Annotated in this window: 9 protein-coding genes, 8 tRNA genes and 2 rRNA genes (1 of these 19 running past the window's edge); all 19 read left to right on the top strand. The window is 49.1% G+C overall.

Going from position 1 to position 15,726, the window contains the following annotated elements:
• Nucleotides 1-2,886 (top strand): 23S ribosomal RNA (locus tag B0X71_RS00830) (it extends 49 nt beyond the left edge of the window).
• 176 nt (nucleotides 2,887-3,062) lie between these two features.
• A 5S ribosomal RNA gene (rrf, locus tag B0X71_RS00835) occupies nucleotides 3,063-3,178 on the top strand.
• Between the two features lie 37 nt (nucleotides 3,179-3,215).
• Nucleotides 3,216-3,288, top strand: a tRNA-Thr gene (locus B0X71_RS00840).
• Nucleotides 3,289-3,339: 51 nt separating this feature from the next.
• Nucleotides 3,340-3,414, top strand: a tRNA-Glu gene (locus B0X71_RS00845).
• A gap of 4 nt (nucleotides 3,415-3,418) precedes the next feature.
• A tRNA-Val gene (locus tag B0X71_RS00850) sits at nucleotides 3,419-3,494 on the top strand.
• Between the two features lie 14 nt (nucleotides 3,495-3,508).
• Nucleotides 3,509-3,592, top strand: a tRNA-Tyr gene (locus B0X71_RS00855).
• 15 nt (nucleotides 3,593-3,607) lie between these two features.
• Nucleotides 3,608-3,679 (top strand) — tRNA-Gln (locus B0X71_RS00860).
• 13 nt (nucleotides 3,680-3,692) lie between these two features.
• Nucleotides 3,693-3,768 (top strand) — tRNA-Lys (locus B0X71_RS00865).
• Nucleotides 3,769-3,777: 9 nt separating this feature from the next.
• Nucleotides 3,778-3,863 (top strand) — tRNA-Leu (locus B0X71_RS00870).
• Nucleotides 3,864-3,888: 25 nt separating this feature from the next.
• Nucleotides 3,889-3,961, top strand: a tRNA-Ala gene (locus B0X71_RS00875).
• A gap of 154 nt (nucleotides 3,962-4,115) precedes the next feature.
• Complete coding sequence (locus B0X71_RS00880) at nucleotides 4,116-4,964, top strand: SDR family NAD(P)-dependent oxidoreductase (protein WP_077587682.1); 849 nt, start codon at nucleotides 4,116-4,118, stop codon at nucleotides 4,962-4,964.
• A complete protein-coding gene (locus B0X71_RS00885; RefSeq protein ID WP_198038662.1) occupies nucleotides 4,964-6,502 on the top strand; it encodes an AMP-binding protein in 1,539 nt (512 codons plus the stop codon). Before B0X71_RS00880 ends, B0X71_RS00885 begins: the two co-directional genes overlap by 1 nt.
• A gap of 124 nt (nucleotides 6,503-6,626) precedes the next feature.
• Nucleotides 6,627-7,427: a ZIP family metal transporter gene (locus tag B0X71_RS00890; RefSeq protein ID WP_077587683.1), complete on the top strand. Its 801-nt coding sequence runs from the start codon at nucleotides 6,627-6,629 to the stop codon at nucleotides 7,425-7,427.
• Nucleotides 7,428-8,113: 686 nt separating this feature from the next.
• Entirely contained in the window at nucleotides 8,114-9,130 is a 1,017-nt protein-coding gene (locus B0X71_RS00895) for an ABC transporter ATP-binding protein (protein ID WP_077587684.1), read from the top strand.
• On the top strand, nucleotides 9,127-10,140 hold the full coding sequence (locus B0X71_RS00900) for an ABC transporter ATP-binding protein (protein WP_077587685.1): 1,014 nt from the start codon (nucleotides 9,127-9,129) through the stop codon (nucleotides 10,138-10,140). Before B0X71_RS00895 ends, B0X71_RS00900 begins: the two co-directional genes overlap by 4 nt.
• A gap of 12 nt (nucleotides 10,141-10,152) precedes the next feature.
• Nucleotides 10,153-11,910: an oligopeptide ABC transporter substrate-binding protein gene (opp4A, locus tag B0X71_RS00905; protein ID WP_077587686.1), complete on the top strand. Its 1,758-nt coding sequence runs from the start codon at nucleotides 10,153-10,155 to the stop codon at nucleotides 11,908-11,910.
• Between the two features lie 35 nt (nucleotides 11,911-11,945).
• Nucleotides 11,946-12,911, top strand: coding sequence for an oligopeptide ABC transporter permease (gene opp4B, locus B0X71_RS00910; protein WP_077587687.1), 966 nt, complete (start codon nucleotides 11,946-11,948; stop codon nucleotides 12,909-12,911).
• A gap of 15 nt (nucleotides 12,912-12,926) precedes the next feature.
• Nucleotides 12,927-13,841 carry an oligopeptide ABC transporter permease gene (gene opp4C, locus B0X71_RS00915; protein WP_077587688.1) on the top strand — a complete coding sequence of 305 codons (915 nt, stop codon included), beginning with the start codon at nucleotides 12,927-12,929 and terminating at the stop codon, nucleotides 13,839-13,841.
• A 65-nt stretch (nucleotides 13,842-13,906) separates the two neighbouring features.
• On the top strand, nucleotides 13,907-15,709 hold the full coding sequence (locus tag B0X71_RS00920) for a M3 family oligoendopeptidase (protein ID WP_156889763.1): 1,803 nt from the start codon (nucleotides 13,907-13,909) through the stop codon (nucleotides 15,707-15,709).
• The last annotated feature ends 17 nt before the right edge of the window (nucleotides 15,710-15,726 follow it).

Below are 15,726 nucleotides of genomic sequence, written 5' to 3' on the forward strand. Positions count from 1 at the left end.
AGAAGGACGGCACTAACACCGATATGCTTCGGGGAGCTGTACGTAAGCGACGATCCGGAGATTTCCGAATGGGGAAACCCCCCGCCTGTAATGGGGCGGGATCCATGCGTGAATTCATAGCGCATGAGAAGGCAGACCCGGGGAACTGAAACATCTAAGTACCCGGAGGAAGAGAAAGCAAATGCGATTCCCCAAGTAGCGGCGAGCGAAACGGGAACAGCCCAAACCAAGAGGCTTGCCTCTTGGGGTTGTAGGACACTCAACAGTGGAGTGATAAAAGAAGCGCATAGCTGAAGCGGCCTGGAACGGCCCGCGATACGCGGTAACAGCCCCGTAGGCGAAATGCGCTTCTCTCCCGAGTGGATCCTGAGTACGGCGGAACACGTGGAATTCCGTCGGAATCCGGGAGGACCATCTCCCAAGGCTAAATACTCCCTAGTGACCGATAGTGTACCAGTACCGTGAGGGAAAGGTGAAAAGCACCCCGGAAGGGGAGTGAAACAGATCCTGAAACCGTGTGCCTACAAGTAGTCAGAGCCCGTTAATGGGTGATGGCGTGCCTTTTGTAGAATGAACCGGCGAGTTGCGATTCCTTGCAAGGTTAAGCCGAGAAGGCGGAGCCGCAGCGAAAGCGAGTCTGAATAGGGCGAATGAGTAAGGGGTCGCAGACCCGAAACCAGGTGATCTACCCATGTCCAGGGTGAAGGTGAGGTAACACTCACTGGAGGCCCGAACCCACGCACGTTGAAAAGTGCGGGGATGAGGTGTGGGTAGCGGAGAAATTCCAATCGAACCTGGAGATAGCTGGTTCTCTCCGAAATAGCTTTAGGGCTAGCCTCAAGCGAAAGAGTCCTGGAGGTAGAGCACTGTTTGGATGAGGGGCCCATCCCGGGTTACCGAGTTCAGACAAACTCCGAATGCCAGTGACTTGTGCTTGGGAGTCAGACGGCGAGTGATAAGATCCGTCGTCAAGAGGGAAACAGCCCAGACCGCCAGCTAAGGTCCCCAAATATCCGTTAAGTGGAAAAGGATGTGGCGTTGCTTAGACAACCAGGATGTTGGCTTAGAAGCAGCCATCATTTAAAGAGTGCGTAATAGCTCACTGGTCGAGTGACACTGCGCCGAAAATGTACCGGGGCTAAACGGATTACCGAAGCTGCGGACTGTTCGTATGAACAGTGGTAGGAGAGCGTTCTAAGCCGCGTTGAAGCCGGACCGGAAGGACCGGTGGAGTGCTTAGAAGTGAGAATGCCGGTATGAGTAGCGAAAGAAGGGTGAGAATCCCTTCCACCGAATGCCTAAGGTTTCCTGAGGAAGGCTCGTCCGCTCAGGGTTAGTCGGGACCTAAGTCGAGGCCGAACGGCGTAGACGATGGACAACAGGTTGATATTCCTGTACCACCTCCCCGCCATTTGAGCAATGGGGGGACGCAGGAGGATAGGGTGAGCGTGCCGTTGGTTGCGCACGTCCAAGCAGTGAGGTGGGGAACGAGGCAAATCCCGTTCCCACAACCACCAGGCTGTGATGGCGAGGGGAAGTATTCCCCGGAGTCCCTGATTTCACACTGCCAAGAAAAGCCTCTAGCGAGGCGGGAGGTGCCCGTACCGCAAACCGACACAGGTAGGCGAGGAGAGAATCCTAAGGTGTGCGAGAGAACTCTCGTTAAGGAACTCGGCAAAATGACCCCGTAACTTCGGGAGAAGGGGTGCTCTTTTGGGTGAACAGCCCGAGAGAGCCGCAGTGAATAGGCCCAGGCGACTGTTTAGCAAAAACACAGGTCTCTGCAAAACCGTAAGGTGACGTATAGGGGCTGACGCCTGCCCGGTGCTGGAAGGTTAAGGGGAGCGCTTAGCGCAAGCGAAGGTGCGAACCGAAGCCCCAGTAAACGGCGGCCGTAACTATAACGGTCCTAAGGTAGCGAAATTCCTTGTCGGGTAAGTTCCGACCCGCACGAAAGGCGTAACGATCTGGGCACTGTCTCAACGAGAGACTCGGTGAAATTATAGTACCTGTGAAGATGCAGGTTACCCGCGACAGGACGGAAAGACCCCGTGGAGCTTTACTGCAGCCTGCTATTGAAGTTGGATACAGCCTGTACAGGATAGGTAGGAGCCGAAGAAGCGTGAGCGCCAGCTTACGCAGAGGCAATGGTGGGATACTACCCTGGCTGTATTGGACTTCTAACCCGCCGGCCTTATCGGCCGGGGAGACAGTGGCAGGCAGGCAGTTTGACTGGGGCGGTCGCCTCCTAAAGAGTAACGGAGGCGCCCAACGGTTCCCTCAGAATGGTTGGAAATCATTCGTAGAGTGCAAAGGCAGAAGGGAGCTTGACTGCGAGACAGACACGTCGAGCAGGGTCGAAAGACGGGCTTAGTGATCCGGTGGTTCCGCATGGAAGGGCCATCGCTCAACGGATAAAAGCTACCCCGGGGATAACAGGCTTATCTCCCCCAAGAGTTCACATCGACGGGGAGGTTTGGCACCTCGATGTCGGCTCATCGCATCCTGGGGCTGTAGTCGGTCCCAAGGGTTGGGCTGTTCGCCCATTAAAGCGGTACGCGAGCTGGGTTCAGAACGTCGTGAGACAGTTCGGTCCCTATCCGTCGCGGGCGCAGGAAATTTGAGAGGCGCTGTCCTTAGTACGAGAGGACCGGGATGGACACACCGCTGGTGTACCAGTTGTCTTGCCAAAGGCATCGCTGGGTAGCTATGTGTGGCCGGGATAAGTGCTGAAAGCATCTAAGCATGAAGCCCCCCTCAAGATGAGATTTCCCATTACGTTTACGTAAGTAAGATCCCTCAAAGACGATGAGGTGGATAGGTTCGGGGTGGACGCATGGCGACATGTGGAGCTGACGAATACTAATCGATCGAGGACTTAACCAAAGAAAAGCGCAGGTGGCCACGCAAGGCCCGACCGGCGTAGAGACGGCCCATGGCGGAAATCCTGATTTCCAGAATGGGACGGCTTACGACCCGAGGGCCTGGCCACCGAGCTAGACACCACAGCATTTCAATGTCGGTTATCCAGTTTTGAGTGAACAAGCACTCAACCAAATAAGTCCAGTGATGATGGCAGAGAGGCCACACCCGTTCCCATCCCGAACACGGCAGTTAAGCTCTCTTGCGCCGATGGTAGTTGGGGGCTTCCCCCTGTGAGAGTAGGACGTCGCTGGGCAATTTTCTATTATTGTATTTGTTTTCACTTTTACCTTGCTTCCATAGCTCAGCAGGTAGAGCACTTCCATGGTAAGGAAGAGGTCATCGGTTCGAATCCGATTGGGAGCTCTGCTGTTTTTTGAGGAAATTTGCATGAAGTATGTTTTGTTTATAGAGATTGGCCCCTTGGTCAAGCGGTTAAGACACCGCCCTTTCACGGCGGTAACACGGGTTCGAATCCCGTAGGGGTCACCATTTTGGAGGATTAGCTCAGCTGGGAGAGCATCTGCCTTACAAGCAGAGGGTCGGCGGTTCGATCCCGTCATCCTCCACCATTTATATTCTATGCGGAGGGGTAGCGAAGTGGCTAAACGCGGCGGACTGTAAATCCGCTCCTTCGGGTTCGGCAGTTCGAATCTGCCCCCCTCCACCAGTTTTATAGAAGCGTTGGGGCATAGCCAAGCGGTAAGGCAACGGGTTTTGGTCTCGTGATGCCTAGGTTCGAATCCTAGTGCCCCAGCTTTTTTTAATTGGAGCCATTAGCTCAGTTGGTAGAGCATCTGACTTTTAATCAGAGGGTCGAAGGTTCGAATCCTTCATGGCTCACCATTTATGTTTGCGGATGTGGCGGAATTGGCAGACGCGCTAGAATCAGGCTCTAGTGTCCTTTACCGGACGTGGGGGTTCGACTCCCTTCATCCGCATCATTGTATCATTGCTATTTATCAAGGGGCCTTAGCTCAGCTGGGAGAGCGCGTCGCTGGCAGCGACGAGGTCAGGGGTTCGAGCCCCCTAGGCTCCATACAAATACGAAGATGCAAAACTAGAACGGCAGCGATGCCGTTTTTTTGTTTGTCCAAAAATTGTATCCGTGACTGCTCTGGAATTACCTGTTGAGAGCAGGAAAGATATGGTACATTAATGAAAAGAAAATTCTGCTGTCAAAAGGATGTCCTATGTATACTTATAGCTTGCTTGAAAAAATTTTGTTTTTGCCTGCAGCTTTAAATACAAACCGTCTTCAAAAATCTTTATGCAATAAGACCATATTGATCACCGGCGCCAGTTCAGGCATTGGAAAATCGATTGCTTACCGACTGAGTGAAACCGGTGCACATTTGATTTTAGTGGCGAGGAGGGAACACCTCCTCCAAGCTATCCGGAAAGATCTTGAAAAAAGCAATGTAGAGGTGAGCATCGTTCAGGCTGATTTGCGCAAACCGGACGAGCTGCAGCGTTTACTGACATTTATTCATCAGCTTCCGAATGGGCTGGACATCGTTGTCAGTAACGCCGGGCTTTCTATCAGGCGGCCTATCCGTCAGTCATTGGACCGGGTTCATGACTTCACCAGAACAATGGCCATCAATTATGAAGCACCTGTTCAACTGCTACTGTCTGTCATTCCGCTTCTTGCTAAAAAGCAAGGTCATATTGTTAATATTTCAACGATCAATGCGTTGTTACTGCCTGTCCCTTACTGGACGGCTTATCAGGCTTCCAAAACTGCATTCGATGTGTGGCTTCGTTCTGCAGAGGCAGAATTGCGGATGATGGGTATTACTGTGACTTCCGTATATTTGCCGTTAGTGCGCACACCGATGATTCTGCCGACGGCGGCTTACCGGAAGATGCCTGCAATGGACCCGGATCACACAGCAGTGATTGTCTGCCGGTCGATGTATACAAAAAAACGCGTATATCGGCCATGGTGGTTGATTTATGGTCAAGTGGCTTCTGTGTTATTCAGGAGAATAGGGGAGACGATTATGGCAGGTGCAGTCAAGCGAAAGGAAGACAAGTAATGAAACTGCTGAAACTTGTCATTGTACTATATCGAATGCAATTGCTTTCCTTCCGCGGATTGACGGCAGTTCTTTCTACTGTCCAAAAACACGGTGTTAACCTTATGACACTCCTCGAGATCAGAGAGAAGTATAATGGACAAGACACAGCACTAGTCGATGACAATGGAAGTGTCAGTTACAGCGAGCTTCTTGCACAATCTAGCTGCTGGGCAACAAGTCTTCGGGAGACATACGGCCTCAGAGCTGGACAAAAGGCAGGTGTTCTTTGCCGAAATCATATTCCACTGGTCGGTTCACTGATTGCTGTTTCCCGGCTGGGAGCAGATTGTTACTTACTGAATCCGGAAATTGGCCGCGAACAATTCAGCAGCCTGACAAGCATTCATGATTTTGATCTTCTGATATGCGATGCTGATTTAACAGGCTTGGTAGAAGGAAGTGAAAGTGGATTAAGAAAGGTATGCATACTCCACCCGGACAAGCCGGTCACCAGCCGGCAAAAAGCGACGTCGCTAGGGAAAGAATGGCAAGTGTCCCGGTCTTCTGCCGGCAGGCTTATCCTGCTGACAGGCGGGACTACCGGAGCGCCAAAAGAAGCCCCGCATAAACCTTCTCTTTTCAAATTTTTGAATCCTTTTCTTGCGGTGCTTATCCGTCTTAATTTCTTGAATCTGAAGACCATCCATATCGCGACACCGCTTTATCATGGCTACGGATTAGCGATTCTGCTCGTATGTCTGGCATTGGGGAAAAAGGCGGTTCTGAGCAGCAGATTCGATGCCCACCGGACCTGTTCTCTTATTCGGAAACACCACGTTGAGGCTGTAACGGTGGTCCCGCTCATGCTGCAAAAGATGCTGCGGGCAAACACGGATGATCTGCAATCTCTATGCTGCATCGCTTCCGGAGGTGCAGCACTCAGTCCGCAGCTGGTTCTTGAAACTGAACACGCATTGGGTCCGGTGCTTTATAATTTATACGGCACTTCTGAAGCAGGACTGAACCTGATTGCAACACCGGAAGATTTAAAGGCAGCACCTGCGACCAATGGCAGGCAGATAACCGGCATGCAGCTGAAAATTATTGATGCTAACAAGAAACCTGTGCCTGATGGAATGATCGGTCATATTTGTGTGAAGAGTGGCTGGTCGATGAATAACCGGAAGCGGGATTGGATTGAAACTGGAGATCTTGGCTACCGGAGTAAAGAAGGATACTATTTTCTGTGCGGCCGGATCGATGACATGATTGTTTCAGGCGGTGAAAACGTCTATCCTGTTGAAGTGGAAAGGGTATTGTCTCAGCATCCACTAATTGAAGACGTGGCTGTTATCGGTGTAGATGACGATAGATTCGGTCAGCGGCTGAGGGCTTTTGTGCAGACTGCTGAAGGAACTGAATTGACTGAAGAGGTGTTGGCCGATTGGCTGGGCGAGCGGATAGCCCGCTACCAGATGCCCCGGGAAATCCGGTTTGTGAAGAGATTGCCATATACATCTTTAGGCAAACTGAATAAAAAGCGCCTCCAATCTTAATATACAGCTCCTGGTCAATTCGACAGGAGCTTTTATTCTGCTGTTTTGTAACCCTTTAGCCGGGTATAACACACTATATGAATAAATAAACGAATCAGCAGGAGACAGAAAGGGGGATCGAATCATGTGGAATTGGTTCTTGTCATTGTCACCGGTATTGCAGGCGTTATTAGCAGGACTCTTTACTTGGGGACTGACGGCACTCGGAGCAGCTGCTGTGTTTGCAGTCAAGGAAGTAAAAGTGAAGCTGATGGATTTTATGCTGGGATTTGCAGGCGGGGTAATGATTGCTGCGAGTTTCTGGTCCTTGCTGTCACCGGCGATTGACATGGCGCAGGATAGCAGTTTTCTGCCGCCATGGGCAGTAGCGGCAATTGGCTTCCTTTTGGGCGGTTTATTCATCTTTCTTATCAATCGTTATGTTCCTCACCGACATGCCTCCGATAAATCACAACAAAAAGTAAGCAATCGAAACTTTTTGCTGCTTATGGCTATAACTCTCCATAATATTCCAGAAGGCTTGGCAGTAGGTGTAGCATTCGGTGCTGTCGCTGCCGGCTATGAATCTGCATCGCTTGCTGGCGCAGTGGCCCTTGCACTTGGAATCGGACTGCAGAATTTTCCTGAAGGCGTTGCTGTAGCGATGCCATTGAGAAGAGAAGGTGTAACGAGAACGAAAAGTTTTTTATACGGCCAAGGCTCTGCAATTGTAGAACCGATCGCAGCAGTTATTGGTGCATTGGCAGTCGGTCTTATTCAACCGATCCTTCCTTATGCATTGAGTTTTGCCGCGGGCGCGATGATTTTTGTGGTTGCAGAGGAAGTCATCCCTGAATCACAGGAAAATGGCAATAAATCACTGGCTGCCAATAGTTTGCTGGTCGGCTTTGCTGTTATGATGGTACTTGACGTGGCTCTCGGTTAAAAGCAAACCAGAGAATAGAATGGACAAAACACTGGCAGCACAATCTATAGGATATGCGTGTGGTATTTTACCACATCGTATATCCTTTTTTGTTCCTGTAATTAATATAGATAGCAGTATTTGCAGCAGGGAATACTGGATCTGTCCAAGCAATTTTAACGTAATTTATACTTCTATATTTAATAGCAGAACGAGGAGTCAGCTTTTGCATGCTTTCTACATAACTCTCTGACAGCAATTGATCAGTAGTTGAATACATAGTTGTAAATTGCAGGTCTTGTAACGCCGATAAAAGGATCGTGAGAATAGAGATCATGCAATAACAATGAAATCGATAGCCAAGTTATTAATATTATTGTGAAATCGCTTTTTTTTATTTTTTTAACTGTATAATAGTTAAAAGCATAATTAATAATAAATTGGATAAATTTTCTTGAAAAAATCAAGAAAAAGTGTAAATACCGCTTTTTATATTAGATTATTACTAATAATGAGTTTCTTTTGCATGGAATTAGTCTTGTTCCTCAAAAAAAGAGACAACTTTATTTTATTTTTAATTGACAGAAAAGTACAAAATATAAAAAACTCTTGTATTAAATTGACTTGCCTAGTATACTCGAAAAGAGATTTTTCTGAAACTTACTTTTTAAAATAATCACTCAATAAAATAAAAAGGGGATTGACATATGGTACAGCAAAGGGAGACTCTCCTGGAAGTCAAGAATCTCCATAGCGGTTTTACGATCGATGGGGACTTTTATAATGCAGTCCAAGATGTCTCGTTTGATATTAAAGAAAAAGAAGTGGTGTGTGTGGTCGGGGAGTCCGGATGCGGTAAAAGTGTCATGTCCCTTTCACTGATGCAGCTTCTACCGAAAGAAAATGCCAAAATCGCGTCTGGTGAAGTCCTGTTAAACGGCATGGATATTGTACCCAAAAGCCAGGCTGAAATGAATAAAATACGCGGGAAAGATATGGCGATGATTTTCCAAGAGCCAATGACTGCCCTGAATCCTGTACTGACAATTGGTTTTCAACTGAATGAAGTACTGTATAACCATACCGGTATCAAAAAGCGGGAAGCGACACAAAAGTCCGTCGAACTTCTGAAGCAGGTCGGTATTTCACGGCCTGAGAGTATCATGGACGAGTACCCGCACCAGCTGTCCGGCGGTATGCGCCAGCGAATCATGATTGCGATGGCGATTGCAATGGAACCGAAACTGCTCATTGCTGATGAGCCGACAACTGCGCTGGATGTTACCATCCAAGCACAGATCCTTGAACTGCTGAAGGACATCCAGGAACGGAAAAATATGTCGATTCTGTTGATTACCCACGACTTGGGGGTGGTCGCCGAACTGGCGGACCGAGTGGTTGTCATGTATGCCGGTGAAGTGATCGAGCAATCAGATGTAGATAGTCTGTTTTATGATCCGAAGCATCCTTACACGGAAGCGCTGTTATCCAGCATTCCGCGCCTTGAAGAAAAAGTCGAAACTCTGAATACGATTGGCGGCGTGGTGCCCTCACTTAAGAATATGCCGGAAGTCGGCTGCCGTTTTGCGGACAGGTGCCCGAAAGCGTCCGACCACTGTACAGAAATCACACCGAAACTCGCCGATGTGGGCGGCGGACATTATGCGAAATGTCTGCTCTATGAGGAATGCTACCCGACAGAGAGTGAGGGAGTGAGAAGATGACGGCGAAACACACAGAAGAACGGGAAATCCTATTGGAAGTCAAAAACTTAAAAAAATACTATCCGGTCCATGCCGGGTTCTTTAGACGGAAAATCGCAGATGTTAAAGCGGTGGACGATATTTCCTTTACATTGAGAAGAGGAGAGACATTCGGACTGGTCGGTGAATCGGGCTGCGGCAAGTCAACTGCTGGCCGGACGATTACCCGGCTGACCGATGCCACTGATGGTGTCGTCAATTTCAACGGCGAAAATCTGGCGAACGTCAACAGCAAAAAGCTATGGGAAATCCGGAAAGATTTGCAGATGGTGTTTCAGGATCCTTATGCTTCCCTTAACCCCAAGATGATGGTCGGACACTTGGTGGATGAACCGCTCCGCAATTACACTCGGAAATCCCATAAAAAACTGCAGGCTGAAGTGATGAATCTGCTGACGAAAGTCGGGCTCCGAGAAGAGGATTATTACAGATACCCACATGAATTTTCAGGCGGCCAGCGCCAACGGATCGGGATTGCCCGGGCATTGGCATTGCAGCCGAAGCTGATCATCGCCGATGAGCCGGTGAGTGCGCTTGATGTATCCATCCAGTCACAAGTGCTGAACCTATTAAAAGAATTGCAGGATGAGTTCCACTTAACTTATTTGTTCATCGCACATGATTTAAGTGTCGTCAAACATATGAGCGACCGGATTGGTGTCATGTATCTCGGCAATATGATGGAAATCGGCGGAAGCGATTCCTTATACGAAGAACCGCTGCATCCGTACACCCAATCGTTGATCTCTGCAATTCCTCAGCCGGATCCGAGAAGAAAACGCGAACGGATCGTGCTCCAGGGAGATGTGCCGAATCCTCAGAACCCGCCGAGCGGCTGTGTATTCCATACGCGCTGTCCATTTGCAATGGATGCCTGCAAAGTCATTGTCCCGGAACTTAAGGAGGTGAGGCCAGACCATCGAGTGGCTTGTTTGCTTTACGACGAAGAAGTAATGAAAGATAAAAAATAAGGGGGAAACATTTTGAAGCAAAACAAATCATGGCTGTTACTGATGCTGATGGTGCTGGCGGTAGGATTATTTTTGGCAGCCTGCAGTTCAGACGGCGAAGAAGCAGTAGAACCGGAAGAAGGCGGAGTCGAAGGTGAAACAGAAGAAGCAGTGGCAGTTGGAGACCCGGTAGCGGGCGGAACAGTCACTTACGGTTATACAGCGCCTTTCCAAGGTCTGCTGGAACGCGGGTTTTATGAAGGCGAAGATGATGACCTGATCCTGAACTTCATGATGGATCCACTTGTTGCAACAGGAGACGATCTCCTGCCGGTGCCGGAAATGGCCGAGTATGAAATTGATGAAGAAGCAAAAACAATCACATTCTCTATTAAAGATGGCATTGAATGGCATGATGGCGAGCCACTGACGGCTGAAGATATGGCGTTCGCTTACGAAGTTATCGCACATCCTGATTACACAGGTCCGCGCTACGCGAACGTGGAAATGATCGAAGGTGCCGCGGAAAAGCATGACGGCACAGCAGAAACAATTTCCGGTCTGGAAGTTGTCAGCGATCAGATTCTGAAAGTGAAACTGACTGAACTCCAGCCGAATACTATGTCCAACCTCTGGGTATACCCGATGCCGAAGCATTATTATGAAGGCATTCCGGTAGCTGAACTTGCAGAATCTGATGCGGTCCGTAAAGCACCGATCGGAACAGGTCCATTTAAAGTGGCAAATATCGTTCCTGGCGAACTCGTTGAGCTGGAGCGTTTTGAAGATTACTGGCAGGGAACTCCTTACCTTGAAGGCGTAAACTACCAAGTAGTGGATGCTTCACTTGCTACAGGATTGCTTGAAAATGGCGAAATCGATATCATGGCGATTCCTGCCAGCCAGTACGAAGAAATCAAAGAACTTGAAAATGTACAGCTGTTTGAAGAAGCTTCATTGGGCTACAGCTATATTGGCTTTAAATTGGGCCATTGGGACGCTGAAAACGAAGTGAACGTAATGGATAACCCGAAATTCCAGGATAAGCAGCTCCGCCAGGCAATGGCTTACGCACTTGACCGTCAAGGCATGCTCGATGCATTCTCAAGCGGTTTGGGTGAATTGATCGAAGCGCCAATGCCGCCAGTAAGCTGGGCAAAAGCAGACGACGCTGAACTGACACAGTATACGTATGACCCGGAAAAAGCGAAAGCACTTCTCGATGAAGCCGGTTATGTCGATGTAGATGGTGATGGTTTCCGTGAAGATCCGAATGGCGATCCGTTCACAATCAATTTTGATGCAATGTCTGGTTCTGAGATCGCTGAGCCACGTGCCCAGTACATCATCCAGAACTGGCAGGATGTCGGTCTGAACGTTTCTCTGAACGGCGGATCGCTGAAAGAATTCAATTTGTTCTATGACATGGTCGAATCTGATGATCCATCTGTTGAAGTATTCATGGGTGCATGGGGCTTGGCAAGTGACCCGGATCCGACTGGTCTCTGGAAATCAGATGACTTCTGGAACTTCCCGCGCTGGGTGAATGAAGAGTCGGATGCATTGATCGAAGAAGGCCTCAGTGCTGAAGCATTCGATCAGGAATACCGGAAAGAAGTTTATGTTGAATGGCAGAAACTTGTGAATGAAGAATTGCCGAACATCTTCCTAAACGCACCGGTTGATGTCTATGCAGCGAACGAACGTCTGCAGAACGTGCACACAAATTCCTTCACTTCACAGGTTGATCCACATCTCTGGTGGGTAACTGACGCTGCTGAAGCAGAATAAAACAGATATAAAAACGTAAGATGAGGGAGAATGACATGCTCGTATACACATTGCGAAGAATTGCTATGGCGATCCCGATTCTCTTCCTAGTTTCCGTAGTGGTATTCTTCCTGGCAACGCTTATGCCAGGAGATGCCCTCTCCGGAAAGATTGATCCGCTGAACTCAGATCCTGAATATATCGCAGAGATGAGAGCTGAGCTCGGGCTGGATGATCCGGTCCATGTGCAGTACCTCCGCTGGGCAGGTGGAATTCTCCAAGGAGACTTTGGTGATTCTTTCGTCCATAAAATGCCTGTATCAGAGCTGATTTTTTCTAAATTGCTCAATACGGTTGTACTTGCGCTCAGTGCGATGCTCATCACCTATTCTGTATCATTTCTTATGGGAAGATATGCGGGACGCCATCCATACACAATAGGGGATTACACGGTGCAGGTTTTCAACTACATTATGCTTGCAATGCCGAGCTTCGTTGCGGCGCTGCTCCTGATTTATCTTTTCGCATTCCAGCTTAATTGGCTGCCGGCAAGTGGCAGTATCAGCGCTGGAGTAGAGACAGGCACATTTGCGTACTACATCAGTAAAATCGAACATGCCATTTTACCGGCAGTTTGTCTGGGTCTGTTGCCGATTGCCAGCTATACGCAATTCTTGCGGAATGATTCCATTGAGAACGGACGGAAAGATTTTGTGCGTACAGCAAGAGCGAAAGGTACTGCAGAAAAAACGATTTACAACAAACATATTTTAAGAAATTCGATCATCCCGATTGTCACATTGTTGGGCTTTGATATTGCCGGAATTCTTGGCGGTTCGGTAATTATTGAAACGATTTTCACGTATCCGGGGATCGGCCAGCTGTTCATCGATTCGATTTCCAACCGTGACTTTTCAGTAGTGATGGGAATCGCATTACTGCTAGCTGCGTTCACGCTGATCGGCAACCTCATTGCTGACTTACTGTATGCCGCGGTAGATCCGCGCATCCGGCTACATTAAAAGGAGGGGAAAGAGTTGAGCGCCATTAATAACGAAACTGCCGTACCCTCCGCTCACTTGAAAAAAGTGAAGAAGAACAGCCTGTCACAATGGGGGATTGCACGCCGGCGATTTTTGAGAAACATTCCAGCAATGATCAGTATGGTCTTCCTGTTTATCATGGTGGTCCTATCGTTCCTGGCGCCAGTACTGACGGATATTGACCCATCCCGGGTTAATCCGATGCTGATCGAAGCAGAACCTTCTGCAGAACATTGGCTCGGAGCAGACTCTGCCGGTCGAGATGTGTTAACGATGCTGCTGTACGGCGGCCGGACATCCTTGCTGATCGGATTCTCGGCTACCGCTATCATCATTACAATCGCAACGGTCCTCGGGCTGATCGCAGGTTTCTATGGCGGGATTGTCGACAGCATCCTGATGCGCTTTGTTGATTTTATGATGAATTTTCCGTTCATCATCTTCGTTATCGTCTTATCAACCATTTTCCAGGATACCGGCGTCTTCGCCTTGATTCTGGCACTCGGCTTGCTTGGCTGGCAGGGAGCGACCCGTGTTGTTCGCAGTAAAGTCATGTCCGAGCGGGAAAATGAATATATCTTAAGTGCCATTTCAATCGGCACAAGACCGATTACCGTAATGCTGAAGCATTTGCTGCCAAATGTGCTGTCCACGGTTATTGTACAAGCCTCGTTGTTATTGGCTGTCATGATTGTGGCGGAAACCGGTCTAAGTTTCATCGGCTTTGGTGTGCCGCTCGGAACACCAAGCTGGGGGAATTTGCTCCAGGCAGCACGGGATCCGGGCATTTTGAGCGATAAACCATGGATTTGGGTGCCGGCCGGCCTGGCCATCACTTTTACTATCCTGGCGATTAATTTTATTGGTGAAGGATTGAAAGATGCATTTAATCCAAAATCACTGAGATAACAGAAAGTCTGTCATAATTTTATGACAGACTTTCCGTTTTTCAGTTTGAAAAGGAGTAGATCAAAATGAAATCGTATGAAAAAACGTGGGACTTAGATTCGATTTTCGAAGGTGGAAGCAAGTCAGCGGAATTGCGTACATATATTGCTCAATTTGAGCAAAACCTGACAGAGCTGGAAAAGCGGACGGATGAATATGAGCCGGCTGGTTCTAATGACGCTGAGGCATTATCCGCCGTGCTGGCACTGCTGGACAGGACATTCAAGCAAGTGCGGGAAATTGGCGCATTTGTAAGCTGTTTGACCGCCCAGGACGTCAGCGATCAGGAAGCGAAAGGGCTGGGAAGCAAACGGAACGAATTAGGTGCCCGGCATGCTTCCGTACTGGCAAAACTTGACCAGAAACTGGCCAGAATTGATGACGGCAGATGGAGCGGATTGCTGGAACAACCCGCTTTCGCCCAGCTCGCTTTTGTGCTGAGTGAGCGCCGCACCCAGGCGAAAGAAAAACTCTCCCTGGAACAGGAAGTGTTGATCAATGATTTGGCGATCGATGGTTATCAGGCGTGGGGAGAGATTTACAACACCATTGTTGGAAAGATAAGTATTGAAGTTACAGAAGACGGCGAACCGAAACAATTATCAGTAGGGCAAGCCGCGAACAGAATGAGCAAACCCGACCGCAGCATCCGTCAGGAAGTGTTCGGAAAACTGAGCGAAGCCTGGACAGAGCAGTCTGACCTGTTTGGAGAAACGCTTAACCATCTGGCTGGTTTCCGCCTGCAAACTTATAAGCACCGAGGGTGGAAGAGTCCGCTGAAAGAGCCGTTGGAATTGAACCGCATGAGCGAAGAAACTCTGAATGCCATGTGGGGCGCCATTACGAAGCATAAAGCGCCGTTCGTTTCGTTCCTGCAACGCAAAGCCCAGCTGCTTGGACTGGAAAAGCTCGACTGGTTTGATTTGTCTGCACCGATTGCGGATGCCGATCAGTCGGTCAGTTACGATGAGGGAGCGGCATTTATCCTGGAACAGTTCAGCCGCTTCAGCCCAAAAATGGCTGATTTCGCTCAGCATGCCTTTGAGAGCCGGTGGATTGAAGCGGAAGACCGGGCAGGCAAGCGGCCGGGTGGCTTCTGTACAAGCTTTCCGGACAGTGAACAGACCCGGATTTTTATGACGTATTCCGGCTCGGCCAGCAATGTTTCTACGTTGGCGCATGAATTGGGTCATGCTTACCACCAGCACGTGATGAATGATATCGAATCCCTGAACCAGCGCTATGCGATGAATGTGGCGGAAACAGCCTCTACCTTTGCAGAAATGATTGTTGCGGATGCGGCTGTCAAAAATGCGGCATCCGATGAAGAGAAAATTGCGCTTCTGGAAGATAAGATCAAGCGCAGTGTGGCATTCTTCATGAACATCCATGCCCGGTTCCTGTTCGAAACCCGATTCTACGAGGAACGGAAACAGGGAGTGGTTTCCGTTGAACGGCTGAACGAGCTAATGACAGATGCACAGAAAGAAGCATACGGCAATGAACTGGCCGGCTATAACCCCACCTTCTGGGCATCCACGCTGCATTTCCACATCACCGGCGTGCCGTTCTATAATTTTCCGTATACATTCGGTTACCTGTTCAGCCTCGGGATTTACGCAAAAGCGCTGGAATCAGGCGGGGATTTTGAAGAATCTTATAATGCGCTCCTTCGCGATACCGGCCGCATGACAGCCGAACAACTGGCAGAAAAGCACTTGAACGTGGATCTGACGCAAGAAAGTTTCTGGGAAAGTGCCATCGCCCTCTGTGAACAAGATGTTGAGGAATTCCTGTCTTTAACGGAATCAAAAGTGGCGGCCCGCTGATATGATTAACGGGACAC

Origin of the sequence: Planococcus lenghuensis, assembly GCF_001999905.1 — a bacterium.
GTDB lineage: Bacteria > Bacillota > Bacilli > Bacillales_A > Planococcaceae > Indiicoccus > Indiicoccus lenghuensis.